Here is an 18,734-nt window from a genome sequence, read left to right on the forward strand (position 1 = left end):
CGCTCGTAAGACTCGCTCCGCCGGGTTCGGGAGGTGGGTCGCATGATGCCGCACCGGTCGTATCGGAGAGTCTCGCCCGAGGTCAGACAGGCGGCCGTGCAGCAGGTCATCGCGCTCGCCGGGAAGTTGAGCAGCGAGTCCGAGGCCTGCCGCGTGGTCGCCGAACAGATAGGGGTGCACACCAATTCGGTGCGCAACTGGGTCCGCGCCGCGGAGGGTCCGAGCCTGGAGCGCCTCGACGCCACCGCGCTACGCCGCAAAGTGGCTGTGCTGCAACAACAACTGGCCGCCGCGGCGGAGATGAACCGTACACTGGCCGATACGCTCAACGAAGCACGGCGCCAGACGTGAAAATACCGTCGGCCCGATCCGAGCCGGCGCCCGTCGATCGGCCGGTGCGGTCGTGAACGCGCGCAGCATCCTGTGGATCGGTCTCGGATCGGTGCTGGCGTTGATGACGCTGGTCGTGGTGATCGTGCTGCCCTCGGTCGACAACCCGTGCGAGGGAACCCCGCTGCTCGGCTCGGCGACCACGCTGCCGCCGTTCGGCGGCTACGCCCCTGGCGATCCGCGCGCCGCGGGTGCGAATTCGACAACGCGGCAAGCCAATCCGACGCTGACCGCGACCCCCTCGCTGGCCGCGGGCGCGGGCCCGATCCGGCGCACCATGCCGATGGAGGTCGGCAAGTTCGTGGTGTCGGACACCTTCGGCGCGCGCGGCGGTGCGCACCTCGGCGTCGACCTGGCGGCCCCCGACGGCACCACCATCTACTCGGTCTCCGACGGCAAGGTCGTCGCCGCCGGTCCGGCTTCGGGTTTCGGCAACTGGATCGTCATCGATTCGATCGACCCGAGCAACGGCCGCGCGTATTCCGCCGTCTACGGCCATATGTGGGACAGCGGTGTCGGCGTGCGTGTCGGCGACACCGTGACCGCGGGCCAGCCCATCGCCCAGGTCGGTTCGGCGGGCGAATCCAGCGGCCCGCACCTGCATTTCGAAATCGTGCCGGGCGGCCGGTTCACCGGTGGCCGCCAGATCGACCCGCTGCCATGGCTCGACGGTGCGCCGACGCCGGATGTCGGTGGCGCCAAGGCCTTTTCCGCCGATCCGCGCTGCGTGCGCGGTTTCGGCACCGCGGGCGGTGCGCTGGCCGCGGGCAAGGTGCCGCCCGAACTCGAAATCTGGTATCGCCGTGCCGGATCACTGTGCCCGGCGATCACCCCGTCGCTGCTCGCGGCCCAGGGCAGGCAGGAATCCGGCTTCCGGCGCGGCGCCACCTCGCCCGCGGGCGCACAGGGTCTTGCGCAGTTCCTGCCGACCACCGCGGCCGCGACCGATCCGGACGACGGCAGGCCCTATGTGCTCGACGCCGACGGCAACGGGGTGGCCAGCGTATGGGACGACGGCGACGCCATCATCGGCCAGGGCCGCTATATGTGCGCCATCGCCAACCAGATTCAGCGCTGGCTCGGCGAGGGCAAGGTGCAGGGCGATATCGTCTCGCTCACCCTGGCCGCCTACAACGCGGGCGAGGGCGCGGTGCTCGCCTCCGGCGGTATGCCGAATCAGGTCGCGGCGCACTTCGCCGAGACCTGGCCGTACGTGGCGAACATCCTGGCGATGGAGCCGCAGTATCGCGCGCAAGGCGCGCAGGGCCGGTTCACACCGCAGGAGGGTGGCGGCAGCGCGCAGATCGTCGAGGCCGCGCGGCAGTGGCTCGGCACGCCGTATGTCTGGGGCGGCGGCGGTCCGCAGGGACCGACCGGTGGCGGGCTCGACGGGCCCGGCCTGACCGCGGCCGCGGTATTCGCCGCGTCCTCCGGCGCGGTGACGCTGCCGCGCACCGCCGAACAACAGTGGGAGGCAGGTGTGGAAGTGCCGCTGCGCAAGGCACAACCGGGAGATCTGGTGTTCAGCTCGTTCGGCCCGCGCGGGCCCGCGCAGGTCGGCATCTATATCGGCGGCGGTTCGATGATCCAGTCGGCGCCCGCCGTGGACGCCCGGTCGCGCGGCGGCGTCACCGAGGTGGCGGTTCCCGGTGGCGCGCGGGTGCGGAGGGTGCTGTGACGGATTGCGGGGAACACGCCGGACAGCGGGCGGTGACCATACTCCCGAATAGTCCGCGGTTGCGACTAGCCTGGAAAGACAGTCCAAACGCATGCGCGAAACTGGTGGTGATACTGGTGATGAGCGTCGCGATGCTCGGCGCGGCCTGCGGCAGCGGCGACCGCGGTGACACGGGTCCCGGTGCGGCACAGCCCGCCACGTCGACCGCCCGGTTGCTCGAGGGCGCGCCCGCACCCGATCCGGTGACGCCGGAGGGTGTCGCGGTGACCGCGCTGAAGGAGATCTACACCTGGCTGCCCGCCACCGAAACCCAGGGATCCTCCCTGGGCCGTGCGCGGAAGTGGTTGGGCCCCAGCCTGATCCGGGTCGTCGATGCCGCGCCGACCGGGCTGGAGACGCCGAAGGCGACGTTGCAGTGGGCGGATTGGGCCGCGGCGAAGGCACGCGTCGACGCCTTCACCTTCGCCTCGGGCGAGCGGCCCCCGGCGGGCCCCGACCCAAGCATCCAGCAATTCAAGATCGGGATCGAGCAGACCGTCGTCTACCCGAACGGGCGCAAGGAACCCCTGCCGCCCGCCACGGTCATCGCCACCGTGGTGCGCACGCCCGACGGCTGGCGGCTCGACGCGTTCCGCTGAACACCAAGCATTTTCCGGTCCATTCCAGGAGGCAGACATGGCGAAGAAGAAGGTGCAGGATCCGGCCGCGATAGGGCCGGACCTGAGCCTGTACTCGGTCTATGCGGGCTTCGCCGTCCTCGGCACGCTGTGGCTTGCGCTGCACATCGGCAACGCGATGGCGGTGACACCGCAGAAGATCCCGATCAATCCGATCGCCATCGTCGCCGATCTGGCGCGCGGCAACCTGCACTGGCCGCGCACCTCGACCGTGATCGTGCTGCTCGTCGTCGCGGCGCTGCTCGCCTACGTCTTCCTGCGCCGGAACATGAAGGCGCGCAAGAGCAAGGGCAAGCTCCCGGTGGACGAGAAGGCCGATGTGATGGGCAACGGCAGCGCCATCACCGCGCTCACCGAGACGGGCGTGCGGGAGAAGGCCGAACAGCTCGGCGTCCGCCTCGGCTACGACGATTCGCCCGGCGTGCCGATCGGCATCGGCGTCGCCGACGGGGTGATGCTGTACGGCTCCTACGAGGATCTGCACCTGGACATCTGGGGCCCGCGCCAGGGCAAGTCCACCTCGCGGGTGATCCCGGCCATTCTCACCGCCATCGGCCCGGTGCTTGCCACCTCGAACAAGCGCGATGTCGTCGACGCGACCCGAGATGTCCGCGAGGCCAAGGGAAGTCCGACGTTCGTCTTCGACCCGCAGGGCGTGGCCAGCGAGGAGCCGAGCTGGTTCTGGGACCCGCTGTCCTGGGTGGACGCCCGCCACGAGGGCTGCGAGATGCGGGCCGCGCGGCTGGCGGGCCACTTCGCCGACGGCGACGACGGTTCCGACGCGCAGACCGACTCCTTCTTCGATCCCGAGGCCGAGGATCTGCTCGCCGGGCTGTTCCTGGCCGCGGCCGTCGGCGATCGGCCGATCGTGCAGGTGTGGGAGTGGGTGACCAACCCGCAGGACACCGAGCCGATCGAGCTGCTGCGCGCGGCACGCCACCACTACACGGCATCTGGTCTCTCCTCGCAGTACAACACCGATCCGCGGACGCGCAGTGGCATTTTCGGCACCGCCAAGAAGATGATCCGCTGCCTCAAGCTGTCCAACGTGCACCCGTGGATCACCCGCGGCGGCGACCGCAGGGAGTTCGACGAGCTCGAGTTCATCGAGCGCAACGGCACCCTCTACAGCCTCTCGCTCGAGGGGCGCGGCTCGGCGGCGCCGCTGGTCAGCGCGCTCACCGAGGCGGTCATCGACGTGGCCATGCGCAAGGCGTCGCAGTCGGCGGGCGGGCGCTTGGCCATCCCGCTGCTCGCGGTGCTCGACGAGGCCGCGAACGTGGTGCGCTGGAAGGATCTGCCCAAGCAGTACAGCCACTTCGGCTCGCGCGGCATCGTGGTGATGACGGTGCTGCAGTCCTGGGCGCAGGGCGCCCGCTGCTGGGGCGAGGGCGGGATGAACGCGCTGTGGGCCGCCGCCAATATCAAGGTGCTCGGCAGCGGCGTGGACGACGCGAACTTCCTGCGCGAGCGTTCCGAGGCGATCGGCGACTTCGAGGTGGTGTCGGCGTCGGTCTCGGAATCCAAAGGCGGCAAGAGCTATTCGCGCTCGCTCGGTTCGTCGAAAACCTTCAGCGTGCAGGCGCTCGCGCAGCTGCCGCGCGGGCGTGTCATCGTCTTCGCCTCCGGCGCGCCGCCGGTGCTCGTTCGCACCGTGCCCTGGTGGGAGGGCGAGTACGCTCCCGAGGTGAAGAAGTCCATCACGCATCATGATCCGCAACGCAAGACGGAGATTTCGGACTTGTTCGGGTCGACTTCATTGACCAAGAAACCGCCGCCGGATGATTACGGGATGCCTGAGGAGGTTCGGCCACTGTGAGCATGGAGCCGAGTGCCAGTGAGGTGCGGCTGTGACCGAACAACAGCAGCAACCGATGATCTACGCGAGCGTGGTGGAGTTCGTGGAGAATTATCTGAGCCTGGTGTATCGGCGTCAGGTCACCGATCTGAGCGACACCGTGTGGTGCCCGGAGTGGTGGCAGCACGCCGAGGCGGTGGCCAGGCTCGATGCGCTATGGCGGGCCTGGGAGCACTATCGGCTCGATGGGCGAACGGGTTTGAGCGTGTGGTTCCTCGATCACGCCGATCCGCACATGGCCAAGCTGTTCGACCCCAAGGGCCCGTTCAAGTACTGCAGTGTGCGCAACGGCCACAAGGACATGCTCAGTCCGCTGCCGCTGAAGTCGCCGCAGCACGGCATGTTCGGCGATCCGACCATCGGTGATTTCCGCATGTGACGATCAGTGGATAGCGAAACGCCCGCCGATCCGGCGGGCGTGGCTGTTTACTGCCTGGCGCGTTCGAGTCCGCGGGCTTCCTGTTCCCTGGCCCTGGTGACCGTCGGCGCCTCATCGGGACGGGCACGCACCGCCTCACCCGGCGGTTGTGCCTGACCTACCTCGATCAGCATGCGTACCGCGGCGAGTTCCGGGGCGATGCCGATCTTGGCCAGGTGGGCGGCGATTGCCATGCGGCGTTCGGGGGAGTCGTAGCGCAGCACCGGTTTCGCGTGCGCGGCGGCGGTCGCGGCCATGCGGCTGGCCTCCGCCTGCGCGGAGAAGCGGTCCTTCTCCAAAGAGACGCCCTGGTTCTGGACGGGCTTCTCCATGAGTCGCGCGAGTTCGGTGTTGCGCGGATCCTTGGCCTTCATATCGCGGGCCTCACGGATCTGCATTTCCCGGGCCTCTTTCAGACGGGCCTCGGTAACCTTGACTCGGGCTTCCGCTTCTCGTTGACCACGTTCGCGGGTGCGCAGTGCGACCAATGTCGCAAGCTGCAACATAGTCCTCATCATGGCCGCGGCTTCACGGCCGATGTCGTCCAGTTCCTCGGACATGGCTGCTCCCCGATGCTGCAGTGATCACTATGGATGTTGTGGTGCTTCGTCACGGACACCGCCACGCGACTGTAGTCCGTCGCAACGATGCCCCGCCTGCAAACGTGGACACCCAGAGGACTCGTCGCGTGGCATTCCCTGGGTGGGGGTCGCCCTCTGTCAGGGTTTGACTACGCTACGGGAACTCCTTGGTTCGAGATTACCCGAGAATGCTCCGACTCAACCGTACGGCCGTGCCGCTTATCAGCATATATCGCACAATTCCGGCAGCGGGTGAAAAGTAACGGAGGATCTCCGGTGTAAGTCGACCCTAACCGTACGATTAGGGTCGCCTACCCTCGCTGAGCGGACTCTACCCCGGCGTGGCGGATCGGTCCGGCGACACGCGTCAGTCGATCTGGATGTTCTTGATCTCGACCGGAACATTCGGCTTGCCGTCGCCCTGGCCGCCGGAGTTGTCCTGGCCCGCCGCGGCGATCTTGTCCAGCGTGGCGAGGCCGGGCTCGTCGACCGTGCCGAAGATCGTGTACGCGGGCGGTAGCTGCGAATCGCCGTACACCAGGAAGAACTGGCTGCCGTTGGTGCTCGGGCCACCGTTGGCCATCGCGACCACACCGCGCTTATAAGGAATAGGCATCTGCGCCGACGGATCACCCGGCGGGAACTGGTTGGCCGGGTACTCGTCGTCGAAGGTGTAGCCGGGCCCGCCCGTGCCGGTACCGGTCGGGTCGCCGCACTGCAGCACCTTCAGGCCCTCGCCCGCGGTCATCCGGTGGCAGGTGGTGCCGTCGAAATACTTCTGGCCGACCAGGCTGGCGAAGCTGTTCACCGTGCACGGCGCTTTGGCGTTGTTCAGGGTCAGGCCGATCGGGCCCGCGCTGGTGTCCATGCTGACACTCAGCTTCGCGTCGCCGCCGGTGGTCTTGATGCCGTCGGTGCGCGGCTTGTTCACCGGTTTGGCCGCGGGCTGGCGCGAGGCGTTGTAGGTGCAGTTCACCGAGCCCGCCAGCGCGGCATCCTTGCTCTTGTCGTCGTCGCCCTTGGTCAGGAAGTAGACGCCGACGCCGGCGGCGACGAGGACAACCACACCGAGCACCGAGCCGGCGATGGTGAGTTGTTTGCGCTTGCGGGCGCGTGCGGCGCGATTGGCCAGCTGGCGTTCCAGCTTGCGCTGCGCGGCCGCTCGTCGCTGTTCGTTGCTCGGCACTACCGATTTCCTCCGTGTTCGATGGGCGGCGCCCCCCGGGGCCCTGCGTGGCAAGCTACCGCCTCCGAGCCCGTCGCTCACGCCGCGGTGTCGTTACGTTCGGCATAAGAGTGTGCCATCTATTCCTGAGACAGCCTCGATACTTCCTGAGAGTGGCGCGGATAACCGGTTGGACTTGGCGGGCGGTGGTGGTGGAAACTTGACCATCGTGACCAAGACCAGCAGCTTCTCCGCCCCGAAGGGGGTACCGGACTATGTGCCACCCGGCTCGGCCGAGTTCGTCGCGGTGCGCGACGGCTTGATCCGTGCCGCCCGACTGGCCGGGTACGGGCATATCGAGCTGCCGATCTTCGAGGACACCGCGCTGTTCGCGCGCGGCGTCGGCGAATCCACCGACGTGGTCTCCAAGGAGATGTACACCTTCCCCGACCGTGGCGACCGCAGCGTGACGCTGCGCCCCGAGGGGACCGCGGGCGTCATGCGCGCGGTGATCGAACACGGGCTCGACCGCGGCCAGCTGCCGCTGAAGGTGTACTACGCCGGTCCGTTCTTCCGCTACGAACGTCCGCAGGCCGGCCGGTACCGGCAGCTGCAGCAGGTCGGCGTGGAGGCCATCGGTGTGGACGATCCGGCGCTGGACGCCGAGGTCATCGCGATCGCCGACGCGGGGTACCGCGGGCTCGGGCTCGACGGTTTCCGGCTGGAGATCACCTCCCTCGGCGACGAGACCTGCCGCCCGCAGTACCGGGAACTGTTGCAGGAGTTCCTGTTCGGGCTGCCGCTCGACGAGGAGACCAAGCGCCGCGCGCAGCTCAATCCGCTGCGGGTGCTCGACGACAAGCGGCCCGAGGTGCGCGAGATGACCGCGAACGCGCCGCTGATGATCGATCACCTGTCCGAATCGGCCAAGACGCACTTCGAGCAGGTGCTCGGCCACCTGGACGCGCTGGGTGTGCCGTACGTGGTGAACCCGAGGATGGTGCGCGGGCTCGACTACTACACCAAGACCACCTTCGAGTTCGTGCACGACGGGCTCGGCGCCCAGTCGGGCATCGGCGGCGGCGGGCGCTACGACGGGCTGATGGCTCAGCTCGGCGGACAACCGTTGTCCGGCATCGGTTTCGGGCTCGGCGTCGACCGCACCGTGCTCGCGCTGCAGGCCGAAGGCAAGACGGCGGGCGATCCGGCGCGCTGCGAGGTCTTCGGTGTGCCGCTCGGCGACGCCGCCAAGCAGCGCATGGTGGTACTCGCCGCCCGGCTGCGCGCCGCGGGCATCCGCGTCGACCTGGCCTACGGCGGCCGCGGCGTCAAGGGTGCCATGAAGGCCGCCGACCGCTCCGGCGCCGAGCTCACCCTCGTCCTCGGCGACCGCGACCTGGCCGAGAACACCATCGGTGTCAAGGACATGGCCACCGGCGACCAGCGCCAGATCTCCCTCGACGACGTCATCACCACCGTCCAGGAATCCCTCGCCTGACCGCCGATCCCCAACCAGCCCAACCCATCCCGCGAGCACCCGGGCCCCTGCGGAGCCCGGGTGCTCGCGCACTCCCACCCGTCGCCCGAGCCTGCAATCGCGGCGGCAACCGCCTGACGGCACCTGCCTGAGTGCATGCTCACCTACCCCTCCCGTGCCCCGGCGCGAGGGTGCGACTACGGCGGCAACCGCCGAGTGGCGCCTGCCTGAGTGCACGCTCGTCGATCAGGTGGGACGGTGTACTCAGCGCGGGGCAGTGGCCATTCGAGTGCGCTCGACCGCTCGGGCGGGCGCAGCTTCAGGTGTGGGTCGCGGGTGGGGAGCAATCGGGGCGAACGGGGGGAGGTGGGGGAGTGTGCGGGGTAACCTGACGCAGCACGCGATGTGTGTGGTCGCGGAGAGGCGGGGATGGTGGAGGCGAATTCCGGGGACGGACAAGGGGTTCCGCCGATAGGGCTCGATCTGGTCGCGCCCGAGGTCTACGCGCCGATGTTGCGGCGGCTGGCCTTGGCGGCCGGAGGTATCGGGATCGGCGCGGGCCTGCTGTCGGCCGCGATGTTCGCCTGGCCGATCGCGGTGGCCGTCGGAGTGGTCGTCGGCGCGCCGACGGTCGCCTACTCGCTCGCCCTGCGACGACGCCGAATGTGGCTGGTGGGCAATACCATTCACGCGCGAACGGTATTCAGGGAGCGGCGCATCGAGGTGGCGGCCGCGACCGGCGTCGAGGTGCTGGTCTTCCCGGCCCGCCTCAGCCGAATCGTCCTGCGCCTCACCGCCGGACCGGAGATCCAGACCATCCCGCTGGCCATGTACACCGACGCGGGCAGCGGCCGCGAACTCCACCTGCTCGGCCTGCGCCGCCTCGCCGACGCCCTCGCCGCCAGCGAACTGGCTGCGGCAGTATCGGTTTCGGCCCTGCTGGTCCAACAACTGCGAGCCGAGGCCCGAGACGCCACCCTGACCGAGCGCCCCCTGTACCGAGCCGTGCAGCTGGTACGAGCAAAGGACTACATCTCACCGATAGTCCTCTCCGACCGCGAAGTCGCCGAACTCGGCTGAGTACCCCTTTCTCGCCGTGCACTGCCTGTTGTTCGGCTGTCGCGGTTGGTTCCCGGCTGAGCGTCGGTGCGCCTTTCGAGTCGGCTTGCGCTCTTTGTGAGGTATGAGCGGCGCTTTGTCGTGGTTTGACCGTTGACGGCCAGGTTTTCGACTGAGTGCTGATGCGGGTTCGTGGCATTGCGAGGTTGGTGTGCCCGCAGGTGGCATTTCGTGTGCGGCGATCGCTGCTGCGGGGCCAGCGGTGGGCTCGGGTATGTGCGTTGGGGGGTGGCTGTGCGGGTTGCGGAGGGGTCTGGGGTGTATGTGGTCGGGGTGTGAATGTCTGGTAGCTCACGACGGGGAGGTGGGGGTGGTGAGGGTCGTTAGGGTGGGGAAGGAGAGATCTTCTAGCGCAAGGAGTTGGTTGTGAGCACCGGAGCTCGGAACGCGCCCGTGACCGTCGCGGTGACGGGTGGCGCAGGTCAGATCGCGTACGGGCTGTTGTTCCGTATCGCGTCCGGTGCGATGCTCGGGCCCGACACTCCGGTGCGATTGCGGCTGCTGGAGATCCCGGCCGCGGTGTCCTCGCTGGAGGGTGTCGCGATGGAACTGGAGGACGGCGCCTTCCCGCTGCTGGAATCCATTGATATCAGCGATGATCCGTGGGTCGGCTTCGACGGGGCGAACGTCGCGCTGCTCGTCGGTGCGCGGCCGCGCACGGCGGGCATGGAGCGGGCGGATCTGCTCTCGGCCAACGGCACGATCTTCACCGAGCAGGGCGCCGCGATCAGCGCCAGTGCCGCAGGCGATGTGAAGGTGCTCGTGGTCGGTAACCCGGCCAACACCAACGCCTTCATCGCCATGAGCAACGCTCCCGACGTGCCCGCCGAGCGTTTCACCGCGATGACCCGCCTCGACCACAATCGCGCGATCGCGCAGCTGGCCAAGAAGTCCGGTGCGCCCGCCGCCGATATCGCGCGCGTCGCGATCTGGGGCAATCACTCCGCGACCCAGTACCCGGACATCACCCACGCCACCATCGACGGCCGCCCCGCCCTCGACCTGATCGACGACCGCGCCTGGCTCACCGACGATTTCATCCCGACCGTGCAGCAGCGCGGCACCGCGATCATCCAGGCCCGGGGCGCCTCCTCGGCCGCGAGCGCCGCCAGCGCCGCGATCGACCACATCCACGACTGGGTCCTCGGCACCCACGAAAACGACTGGGTCTCCATGGCCGTCCCGTCGGACGGTTCCTACGGCGTCCCCGAGGGCCTGATCAGCTCGTTCCCGGTCACCTGCGCGGACGGCGTCTACCGCATCGTTCCCGATCTGCCGGTCGACGAGTTCTCCCGCGCCCGAATCGACACCAGCGTCACCGAACTCACCCAGGAACGCGACGCCGTCATCGGCCTCGGCTTCGCCAAGCACGCCTGACGCAGTCGCCGAACCGAGTCGTCTAGCGCGGTCGGCACGCGGATCCGATCCGTGTGGCGACCGCGGTCAGGTTGAGTTTCACCGAGGACGGCGGCCCGATGCCCAATGTGGGATCCGGTATGCCCACCTCCGCCGCCCGCCGAAGTCGTCATCGACGTGCCCGCGGCGTAGGTGAGCAGATCTGAATCACGTGCCTGACGTGCGGTAGCGCGTGCGAGGTTGACACCACTACGAGTGGAGTACTACATTTCAATCACTTCGATCGTAGTGGTTCGAAGGATATGCAGTGAGTCGCAGAGGAGAACAGCATGCGAGACCAGCTTCAGATCAAGCTTCCTGCCGCGATCACCGGCACCGAGCAGGCCAGCCGTGCGGCACGCCGGGGTCGCCCGGTGCGGACCGTGCAACCGACGGGACGGGTCAACGCGCCGAAGCGGCCGATCGCGGCGCCCCGTCGCGGTGGCTACTGACCCGCTGGGCGTGACCGTGCCCCGCGTGACCGTGAGTCACGGTGCGGGCGAGAGGTTTTCGGAGGGAGGCGAATGATGATGTGGGGCGATGTGTAGTAGTTGGTTCGCGGTGCGACCGGGCCGGGTCGCACCGCGAAAGATCAACTGACGGTCCAGGTTTCCGGGCCGTTGAGCAGGTTCTGCAAGGAATCGGGGGTGACCGGTTTACGTTCCCGCGCTGTCTCGGCCTGGGCGCGCACCGCGTCGTCGTAGGTGGGGCGGGAAACGCTGCGGAAGATGCCGGTCACCACATGGCCGAGGTCCTGGTCGGACAGCCGGGACAGCGCGTAGGCGTACTCCGGATCGTCGGAGTACGCGTCGTGGACGACGATATCGGCCTCGGCCACCGCATCCGTGCGGGCCACGGTGAGCCCGAAACCCTTGCGCACCACCGCGAATTCACCGTCGGCGCCGAATCGGATCGGTGCGCCGTGGTGCAGCGGGATCAACCGGGATTCGGCATCGCCGCGGCGCAGCACATCGAAGGAGCCGTCGTTGAAGATCGGGCAGTCCTGCAGGATCTCCACGAAGGAGGTACCGCGATGTTCGGCGGCCGCCCGCAGCACCTCGGTGAGGCCGGGGCGGTCCGAATCCAGTGCGCGCGCGGCGAAACTCGCCTCGGCGCCCAGCGCGAGCGACAGCGTGTTGAACGGATGGTCCACCGATCCCATCGGCGTCGACTTGGTGATCTTGCCCTGTTCGGAGGTCGGTGAGTACTGGCCCTTGGTCAGGCCGTAGATCCGGTTGTTGAAGAGCAGGATCGTCATGTTCACATTGCGGCGCAGCGCGTGGATGAGATGGTTGCCGCCGATCGAGAGCGCGTCGCCGTCACCGGTCACCACCCAGACCGAGAGATCGGGCCTGCTCACCGCGAGCCCGGTCGCGATGGCGGGCGCGCGGCCGTGGATCGAGTGGATGCCGTAGGCCTCGAGGTAGTACGGGAAGCGGCTGGAGCAGCCGATCCCGGACACGAACATCAGGTTTTCCCTGCGCAATCCGAGATCGGCGAGGTAGCTGCGTACTGTCGCCAGGATGACGTAGTCGCCGCAGCCGGGGCACCACCGCACCTCCTGATCGGTGGTGAAGTCCTTGACCTTCTGCGGCCCGTCCGCGGCGGGCACGCCGGACAGGCCGGTGAGCCCCAAATCGGTGCCGATGAGCGAGGTTTCGGTAATGGTCATCGGTTGCCCCCTGACTGGCGATAGGTGGCCCGTGCCCGGGCGGCGAAGGCCTTGTCGTTTTCCATCTCCTCGATGGAGCCGTCGAGTGCCGCGTCGATCACCCCGACGAGTTCCTGTGCGGAGAAGGCAAGGCCCGCGATCTTGGTCCACGGCTGCACATCCACCAGGTACTTCGCGCGCAGCAGCATGGCGAGCTGGCCGCCGTTCATCTCCGGGGCGACCACCGTCCGATAGCGGCGCAGCACGGCGCCGAGATTGGGCGGCAACGGGTTCAGATGCCGCAGGTGCACCTGCGCGACCGGTACCCCGCGCCTGCGCGCCCGGCGGCAGGCCTCGCCGATCGGCCCGAACGAACTGCCCCAGCCGACCAGTAGCAGTTCCGCCCTGCCGTCCGGATCGTCCACCTCGACCTCGGGCACCGCGATCGCGTCGATCTTGGCCTGGCGCAACCGGACCATCAGCTCGTGGTTGACCGGCTCGTAGGAGATGTTGCCGCTGCCGTCGGCCTTCTCCAGCCCGCCGATGCGATGCGCGCGGCCCTTGGTGCCGGGCACCGCGAGCGGCCTGGCCAGCGTCTCGGGATCGCGCGCGTACGGCTGGAACGCGCTGCCCTCCTCGGCGTCGGGTTCGAAGCCGGGATCGATCGGCGCCAGCTCCGAGACGCGCGGAATCGACCACGGCTCCGAGCCGTTCGCGATGGCGCCGTCGGAGAGCAGCAGCACCGGCGTGCGGTAGGTGAGCGCGATGCGCGCCGCCTCCACCGCGGTGGCGAAGCAGTCGGCGGGGGAGCGCGGCGCGAGCACCGCCACCGGCGATTCGCCGTTGCGGCCGTAGAGCGCCTGCAGCAGATCGGCCTGTTCGGTCTTGGTCGGCAGGCCGGTCGACGGACCGCCGCGCTGCACGTCGACGATCACCAGCGGCAGCTCCGTCATCACCGCGAGCCCGATGGTCTCGCTCTTGAGCGCGAGCCCGGGGCCCGAGGTGCTGGTGACGCCGAGCGAACCGCCGAGTGCCGCGCCGAGTGCCGCGCCGATGCCCGCGATCTCGTCCTCGGCCTGGAAGGTGGTGACGCCGAAGTTCTTGTGCTTGCTGAGCTCGTGCAGGATGTCCGAGGCCGGCGTGATCGGGTAGGTGCCGAGGAATACCGGCAGCCCGGACAGCTGCCCGGCGGCGACCAGGCCGTAGGCGAGCGCGGTGTTGCCGGTGATCTGCCGATAGGTGCCCGATGGCAGCTTGGCGGGCGCGATTTCGTAGGTGGTCGCGAAACTCTCGGTGGTCTCGCCGTAGTTCCAGCCCGCGCGGAACGCCAGGATGTTCGCCTGCAGGATGTCGGGTTTGGCGGCGAACTTCTCCCGCAGGAACTGCTCGGTGCCGCCGATCGGGCGGCCGTACATCCAGGACAGCAGGCCGAGGGCGAACATGTTCTTCGCGCGCTGGCCGTCCTTCTTGCCGACACCGGTCGATTCGGTGGCGGTGAGCGTCAGCGTGGTCATCGGCACCCGGTGCACCACGAAGTCGGACAGCGTGTCGTCTTCCAGCGGATCGGCGGCGTAGCCGACCTTCGACAGGTTGCGCTTGCTGAACTCGTCGGTGTTCACGATGACGGTGGCGCCACGCGGCAACTCCTCCAGATTCGCCTTGAGCGCGGCCGGATTCATCGCCACCAGCACATCGGGCTGGTCGCCCGCGGTGAGGATGTCGTAGTCCGCGATCTGGATCTGGAACGACGAGACGCCGGGCAGCGTGCCCTGTGGCGCCCGGATCTCGGCGGGGAAATTCGGTTGGGTGGCGAGGTCGTTGCCGAAGGCGGCCGCCTCGTGCGTGAAGCGGTCGCCGGTCAGCTGCATTCCGTCGCCGGAGTCTCCGGCGAACCGAATTACAACCTTTTCCAATTTCGCTGTGCCGACATCATTTTGGTGCGAAACCATGTGCCTGCTTCACTTCCTCGTCGATGTGAGGTGCCATTGGCCAAACTACCCTCCGGTGCCGGGAAATTGCTCCCGAAGCGGGCGGTCGGGCGAGAATCAGGTCGGACTGTTTCAGGCGAACAGGGCAAGCTGTGGATCGTCGACGGGTGGACGCTCCGGTAGCGGCTCGGGTTCGGCCGGGTGGTCGCGTCGCAGCCCGTGTCTTTCTAGCAATGGTTCGATGCGCTCGCGTAGCCAGGTCGCGTATTCGGGTGTCACATATGCGCCGCGCCCGTACAGCTGTCGATAGCGGCGCACCAGCGCGGGGTGGTGTTCGGCCAGCCAGGTCAGGAACCAGCCGCGGGTGCTGCCGCGCAGGTGCATGGGAAAAGCGACCACAGAGTTTGTTCCGGCCGCGGCGAGCGCGCCGAACAGTTCGTCGAGATGGGCCTTGCCGTCGGTGAGATAGGGAATGACGGGCGCCACCAGAACATTCACGCTGAAGCCCGCGTCGGTCAGCGCGCGGACGAGTTCCAAGCGGGCTTTTGGGGCGGGCGTACCGGATTCCAGGCCGCGATGCAGGTCCATATCCAGAATGGCGATGGAAACCGCCAGGTCTACTTTTACCTCGCGCGCGGCGAGGGTGAGCAGCGGTAGGTCGCGGCGTAGCAGCGTCCCCTTGGTGAGAATGGAGAACGGCGTGCCGGAATCGGTGAGTTCGCGAATGATGCCGGGCATCAATCGGTATCGGCCCTCGGCGCGCTGATACGGATCGGTGTTGGTGCCGAGCGCGACCCGTTCCCGGTGCCAGGACTTGCGATGCAGCTCTTTGCGCAGCACCGCGGCGATATTGGTCTTCACCACGATCTGCGAATCGAAATCGCGGCCCGCGTCCAGATCGAGATACTCGTGGGTGGGCCTGGCGAAGCAGTAGCGGCAGGCGTGCGAGCAGCCACGCATCGGATTGATCGTCCACTGGGCCGGAACGGCCGCGCCGGCGGGCACCTTGTTCAAGGCGCTCTTGCACAGCACCTCGTGGAAGGTGATGCCCTCGAATTCGGGAGTCTGCACGGTGCGCACGAAACCGGCCCGGTGGAGGCCGGGTAGGGCGCCGTCGTCGGCGTCCAAGGTTTGGTTTTGCCAGCGCACCCCTCCAGTCGAACATGTGTTCTAGAACGTGTCAAGCGATCCGGCGGGTGTCGGGCCGGGTCAGGCAGTCCGGATCGGCGAAGAAGGCGACCAGATCACGCACCGTCTCGTCGGTGGGGCGCGGCGCGTAGCCGAGTTCGCGTTCGGCCTTGCCGTGATCGACCACCGGTGCCGAAACCAGCGCGCCGAGAGCGGCTTTGGACAGGATGTCGGTGCCGAGCAGCTTGCCGATCGGCTCGAGCACCGGGATCAGGCCGGAGACCAGCTTGGGGGAGATGGTGAACTTGGGTCCCTTCTTGCCGCCGTGCGCGGCCGCGATGCGGCACAGGTCGAGCATCGAGATCATCTCGCCGCCGAGCAGATAGTTCTCGCCGGTGCGGCCGCGTTCGCCGGCCAGGATCAGGCCCTCGGCCACATCGCGGACGTCGACCAGATCGAAGCCGCCGCCGATCATCGCCGGTACCCGGCCCTGCGCGGCATCCCTGAGCGTCCGGTTGATCCGCGAGAGCGGCTTGCAGAAGTCCAGGGGGCCGAACACGCCGGTGGGGTTGCAGAGCACGGCGTCCAGGCCCTGATCGATCACCTTGCGCAGTTCCACCTCGCCCGCCCACTTGGAGCGGTCGTAGACGGGCAGGTCCGGGTCGGTCGAGCGGGGCGCCGCCTCGTCGATGCGGCCGCCACAGCTGTACTGGTTGAAGGCGTGGATGGAACTGGCGTGCACCATCCGGCGCACCCCGGCGGCATGTGCGGCCTCGGCGACCACCCGGACGCCCTCGGTGTTCACTTTCCAGGCCAGATCGTTCTTCTCGGCCAGCGTGATGACCGCGACCAGGTGATAGACCACCTCGGCGCCCGCGAGCACGGTGCGCATCGATTCCGGGTCGAGCACATCGCCGCTCACCCAGGTGATGCCGGGATCCTCGGTCCGCTCGGGCGTCACCCGATCGATGGCGGTGACCTCGTGGCCGCGCTCGACCAGCAGGCGGAGCAGATTCGTGCCAAGGTAGCCGGCTGCGCCGGTCACTGCGACCTTCATGGCAACGAGAATATAGAACTTGTTCTAATTTGCAACACGTTTCAGTTTCCTTCGCTGGGGTGGCGTATAGGTTTCGCAGGGCTCGAAAGATGTCCGGAGCGTGGGCTATATTGACCCAACGTAGCGGCAGTGGCCCATCGGGCAGCGACATTCGAGATGATGACGGCACTGATGTTCACGACGATTGGGGGGCGACACGATGAGTGATCTCTCGGTGGAAACCGACGGTGTCCGGGCGTTCGCGGCGACGAACGCGGGCATCGCGGGCGATATTTCGGGGGCGGCGAACTTCGACGTGGTGAAGAACGTCGCGGCGCTCACGCCGGTGTTCGGTTTGATCGGGGCGGACTATCTGGCCATGTTCGCGGCCGCGCAGGTGTTGCAGGCCAAGGACATCAACGATCTGTCGGCGAAGTTCGGCAAGCTCTCGGCGGCCGCGTTCAGCTCGGCCAACCTCTACGACCTCACCGACGTGAGCAGTGCTGCCGCGGTCACCGCGGCAGCCAAGGGAATGGGGGCCTGATGCGGTACATCGATCAGGGTCATCCCACCGGCGTCATCGCACCGCCCGTCGAAGAGGTCGCCGCGTCGATGCAGGCGGGGTCGATGAACCACGTGCAGCCCGCGACCGTGCTCGACGCGCTACAGAACTCGCCCGCCCAGGCGATTCTGGACCTACCCCTGCCGCAGCTGCCCGCCGACCTGCCGCCGATCGAACCGCCCGCTTTCGTGCTGTCGCGCAAGATCACCGAGGACGCACCCGCGCTCGGCACCTTCCCCGCGGGTATGCCCGGCCTGGCCGGAAATCAGGCGCCCGACGCCTCGCACATCCTGTCGGGCCTCCAGTCCGATGTGAGCTCCGTGCTCAGCGGCGCCGACACCGCGATCCACCACGCCGCCGCGCCCGCGTTCGACGCCGCGCAGAACGTGCTCACCGGCGCGCAGGGCGCACTGAACGGTCTGCGCGGCGGTGCGCCTGCCGCATCGGTGCCCACCGCGACGGCACCGGGCGCCGCGCCGACCGCGGGCGTGCCGAACGCCGCGATGCCCGCCGATCCGGTCGCCGCGCTGCTGCAGGGTTTGCAGCTGCCCGCGCTGCCCGGCATCGACCTGCTGTTCAAGCCGATCCTCGACATGCTGAGCAGCTTCGGCACCGGCGTGATCGGCGCGCTCGATCCGACCAAGCTGCTCGCCCAGTCGTCGAAGATCATCGAACTCGCCATGCAGGTCGGCAAGGGCAGCATCAAGACCGTCGACCAGCTGTGGCAGGGCCAGGCCGCGCGCACCGCGCAGGCTTCCGCGCAGAAGGCGACCGCCGAGGGGCAGGAGACCAGCCAGCGTGGCTTCGATATCTCCGAGCTGACCACGAAGGCCGCCGCGGTGGTGCAGAAGGGCAACGCGGAGCTGGCCACCATCGCCACGTCGTTCGCCACCCAGGCCGCCGCGCTCGCGCCGGTCATCCTGACTCCGCCCGCGCAGACAGCGCTGATCGCGACCGCCACGGAGCACGTCGGGCAGGCGGTCGGCGTCGTGAACGCCACCCGCGGCGAATTGGCCGGGCACACCGCCGAATTGAACGGCGTGGTGCAGCAGCTGGTCGGGCGCTCCGGGCTGCCCGCGCCGCAGGAAGTGGCGCAGGCGGTGGCGCAGAACATCGCCGAGCCGATTCTGAGCCAGGCCAAGGAAACCGCGCAGAGCGCGACCGAGAACGCCACCAAGGCAGCGGGACTCGGCGATCAGACCAAGACCACCACACCGAACACCACCACGCCCGCGTCGGTGACCACGCCGCATTCGCCGGGCACCTCGCCGGGGTCGCCGTCCTCCAGCCTGCTCGGCAGCAGGTCGGGTACGCCCGGCAGGCTCGGCGCCCCCGGCTCGCCTGGCTCGCCGAAGCCGTCGGGGCTGCCCGGGTCCACCATCCCCGGTGTGCCGATGCGGCCCGGCGTGCCGGAGGCCGCCGCGCTGCGCGGCGGTGTGCCCGGCACCGGCGCTACCGGAACGGGCAGCGGATTCATGGGCGCCCCCGGTGCGGCCGGGCAGCGCGGCGGCGACGAGGAACACTCGCGCCACGTGCAGCCGTACCAGAGCCCATCGGGCAACTCCGATCTCACCGGGCCGCTCGGCGAGTCCACACCGGACGTGATCGGCGCGACGCATCCGGACGAGGTGGTCGGCTCCGACTACGAACAGGACCAGTTCTAGCCCGCCG

General features: G+C 68.4%; 17 protein-coding genes. 11 read left to right on the forward strand and 6 right to left on the reverse strand.

Annotation, left to right across the window (positions count from 1 at the left end; genetic code table 11):
* Window positions 1-42: 42 nt before the first annotated feature.
* The 5 genes from ACIG5A_RS43470 (at window position 43) to ACIG5A_RS43490 (ending at window position 4,982) form a co-directional block, all read left to right on the forward strand.
* Complete coding sequence (locus ACIG5A_RS43470; protein ID WP_397251470.1) at window positions 43-351, forward strand: transposase; 309 nt, start codon at window positions 43-45, stop codon at window positions 349-351.
* Between the two features lie 52 nt (window positions 352-403).
* The gene (locus tag ACIG5A_RS43475) at window positions 404-2,068 is read left to right on the forward strand and encodes a peptidoglycan DD-metalloendopeptidase family protein (RefSeq protein ID WP_397251472.1); all 1,665 of its coding nucleotides are present in this window, start codon (window positions 404-406) and stop codon (window positions 2,066-2,068) included.
* Window positions 2,069-2,187: 119 nt separating this feature from the next.
* The gene (locus ACIG5A_RS43480; protein ID WP_397251474.1) at window positions 2,188-2,706 is read left to right on the forward strand and encodes a hypothetical protein; all 519 of its coding nucleotides are present in this window, start codon (window positions 2,188-2,190) and stop codon (window positions 2,704-2,706) included.
* 37 nt (window positions 2,707-2,743) lie between these two features.
* The gene (locus ACIG5A_RS43485; protein WP_397251476.1) at window positions 2,744-4,564 is read left to right on the forward strand and encodes a type IV secretory system conjugative DNA transfer family protein; all 1,821 of its coding nucleotides are present in this window, start codon (window positions 2,744-2,746) and stop codon (window positions 4,562-4,564) included.
* A gap of 31 nt (window positions 4,565-4,595) precedes the next feature.
* A complete protein-coding gene (locus ACIG5A_RS43490) occupies window positions 4,596-4,982 on the forward strand; it encodes a DUF4913 domain-containing protein (protein WP_397251478.1) in 387 nt (128 codons plus the stop codon).
* 47 nt (window positions 4,983-5,029) lie between these two features.
* Here ACIG5A_RS43490 and ACIG5A_RS43495 read toward each other — a convergent pair whose 3' ends face one another.
* A complete protein-coding gene (locus ACIG5A_RS43495; RefSeq protein ID WP_397251480.1) occupies window positions 5,030-5,581 on the reverse strand; it encodes a hypothetical protein in 552 nt (183 codons plus the stop codon).
* Window positions 5,582-5,969: 388 nt separating this feature from the next.
* Complete coding sequence (locus tag ACIG5A_RS43500) at window positions 5,970-6,788, reverse strand: peptidylprolyl isomerase (protein WP_397251482.1); 819 nt, start codon at window positions 6,786-6,788, stop codon at window positions 5,970-5,972.
* Window positions 6,789-6,996: 208 nt separating this feature from the next.
* Between ACIG5A_RS43500 and hisS the strand changes: the two genes are divergently transcribed.
* The 4 genes from hisS to ACIG5A_RS43520 all read left to right on the forward strand — a co-directional run bounded on the left by hisS (window position 6,997) and on the right by ACIG5A_RS43520 (window position 11,210).
* Window positions 6,997-8,265, forward strand: coding sequence for a histidine--tRNA ligase (hisS, locus tag ACIG5A_RS43505; RefSeq protein WP_397251484.1), 1,269 nt, complete (start codon window positions 6,997-6,999; stop codon window positions 8,263-8,265).
* Between the two features lie 408 nt (window positions 8,266-8,673).
* Window positions 8,674-9,324 (forward strand): hypothetical protein, encoded by a 651-nt coding sequence (locus tag ACIG5A_RS43510; RefSeq protein WP_397251486.1) that lies wholly within the window; start codon window positions 8,674-8,676, stop codon window positions 9,322-9,324.
* Between the two features lie 405 nt (window positions 9,325-9,729).
* A complete protein-coding gene (locus ACIG5A_RS43515; protein WP_397251488.1) occupies window positions 9,730-10,740 on the forward strand; it encodes a malate dehydrogenase in 1,011 nt (336 codons plus the stop codon).
* A gap of 308 nt (window positions 10,741-11,048) precedes the next feature.
* Window positions 11,049-11,210, forward strand: a complete 162-nt coding sequence (locus tag ACIG5A_RS43520) for a hypothetical protein (RefSeq protein ID WP_397251490.1) — start codon at window positions 11,049-11,051, stop codon at window positions 11,208-11,210.
* Between the two features lie 140 nt (window positions 11,211-11,350).
* Here ACIG5A_RS43520 and ACIG5A_RS43525 read toward each other — a convergent pair whose 3' ends face one another.
* The 4 genes from ACIG5A_RS43525 to ACIG5A_RS43540 all read right to left on the reverse strand — a co-directional run bounded on the left by ACIG5A_RS43525 (window position 11,351) and on the right by ACIG5A_RS43540 (window position 16,522).
* The gene (locus tag ACIG5A_RS43525; RefSeq protein WP_397251492.1) at window positions 11,351-12,430 is read right to left on the reverse strand and encodes a 2-oxoacid:ferredoxin oxidoreductase subunit beta; all 1,080 of its coding nucleotides are present in this window, start codon (window positions 12,428-12,430) and stop codon (window positions 11,351-11,353) included.
* On the reverse strand, window positions 12,427-14,358 hold the full coding sequence (locus tag ACIG5A_RS43530; RefSeq protein ID WP_397251495.1) for a 2-oxoacid:acceptor oxidoreductase subunit alpha: 1,932 nt from the start codon (window positions 14,356-14,358) through the stop codon (window positions 12,427-12,429). The genes ACIG5A_RS43525 and ACIG5A_RS43530 overlap by 4 nt, the downstream gene beginning before the upstream one ends.
* Before the next feature lie 111 nt (window positions 14,359-14,469).
* Complete coding sequence (locus ACIG5A_RS43535) at window positions 14,470-15,486, reverse strand: Rv2578c family radical SAM protein (protein WP_397251497.1); 1,017 nt, start codon at window positions 15,484-15,486, stop codon at window positions 14,470-14,472.
* Between the two features lie 31 nt (window positions 15,487-15,517).
* Window positions 15,518-16,522, reverse strand: coding sequence for an NAD-dependent epimerase/dehydratase family protein (locus tag ACIG5A_RS43540; protein WP_397251500.1), 1,005 nt, complete (start codon window positions 16,520-16,522; stop codon window positions 15,518-15,520).
* Between the two features lie 199 nt (window positions 16,523-16,721).
* On the opposite strand from ACIG5A_RS43540, the gene ACIG5A_RS43545 reads away from it, so the two are divergent.
* Both ACIG5A_RS43545 and ACIG5A_RS43550 read left to right on the forward strand, forming a co-directional pair.
* Window positions 16,722-17,045: a type VII secretion target gene (locus ACIG5A_RS43545; protein WP_397251502.1), complete on the forward strand. Its 324-nt coding sequence runs from the start codon at window positions 16,722-16,724 to the stop codon at window positions 17,043-17,045.
* Entirely contained in the window at window positions 17,045-18,727 is a 1,683-nt protein-coding gene (locus tag ACIG5A_RS43550; protein ID WP_397251504.1) for a hypothetical protein, read from the forward strand. Before ACIG5A_RS43545 ends, ACIG5A_RS43550 begins: the two co-directional genes overlap by 1 nt.
* Window positions 18,728-18,734: the final 7 nt, after the last annotated feature.

The organism is Nocardia sp. NPDC052566 (assembly GCF_044547285.1).
Classification (GTDB): domain Bacteria; phylum Actinomycetota; class Actinomycetes; order Mycobacteriales; family Mycobacteriaceae; genus Nocardia.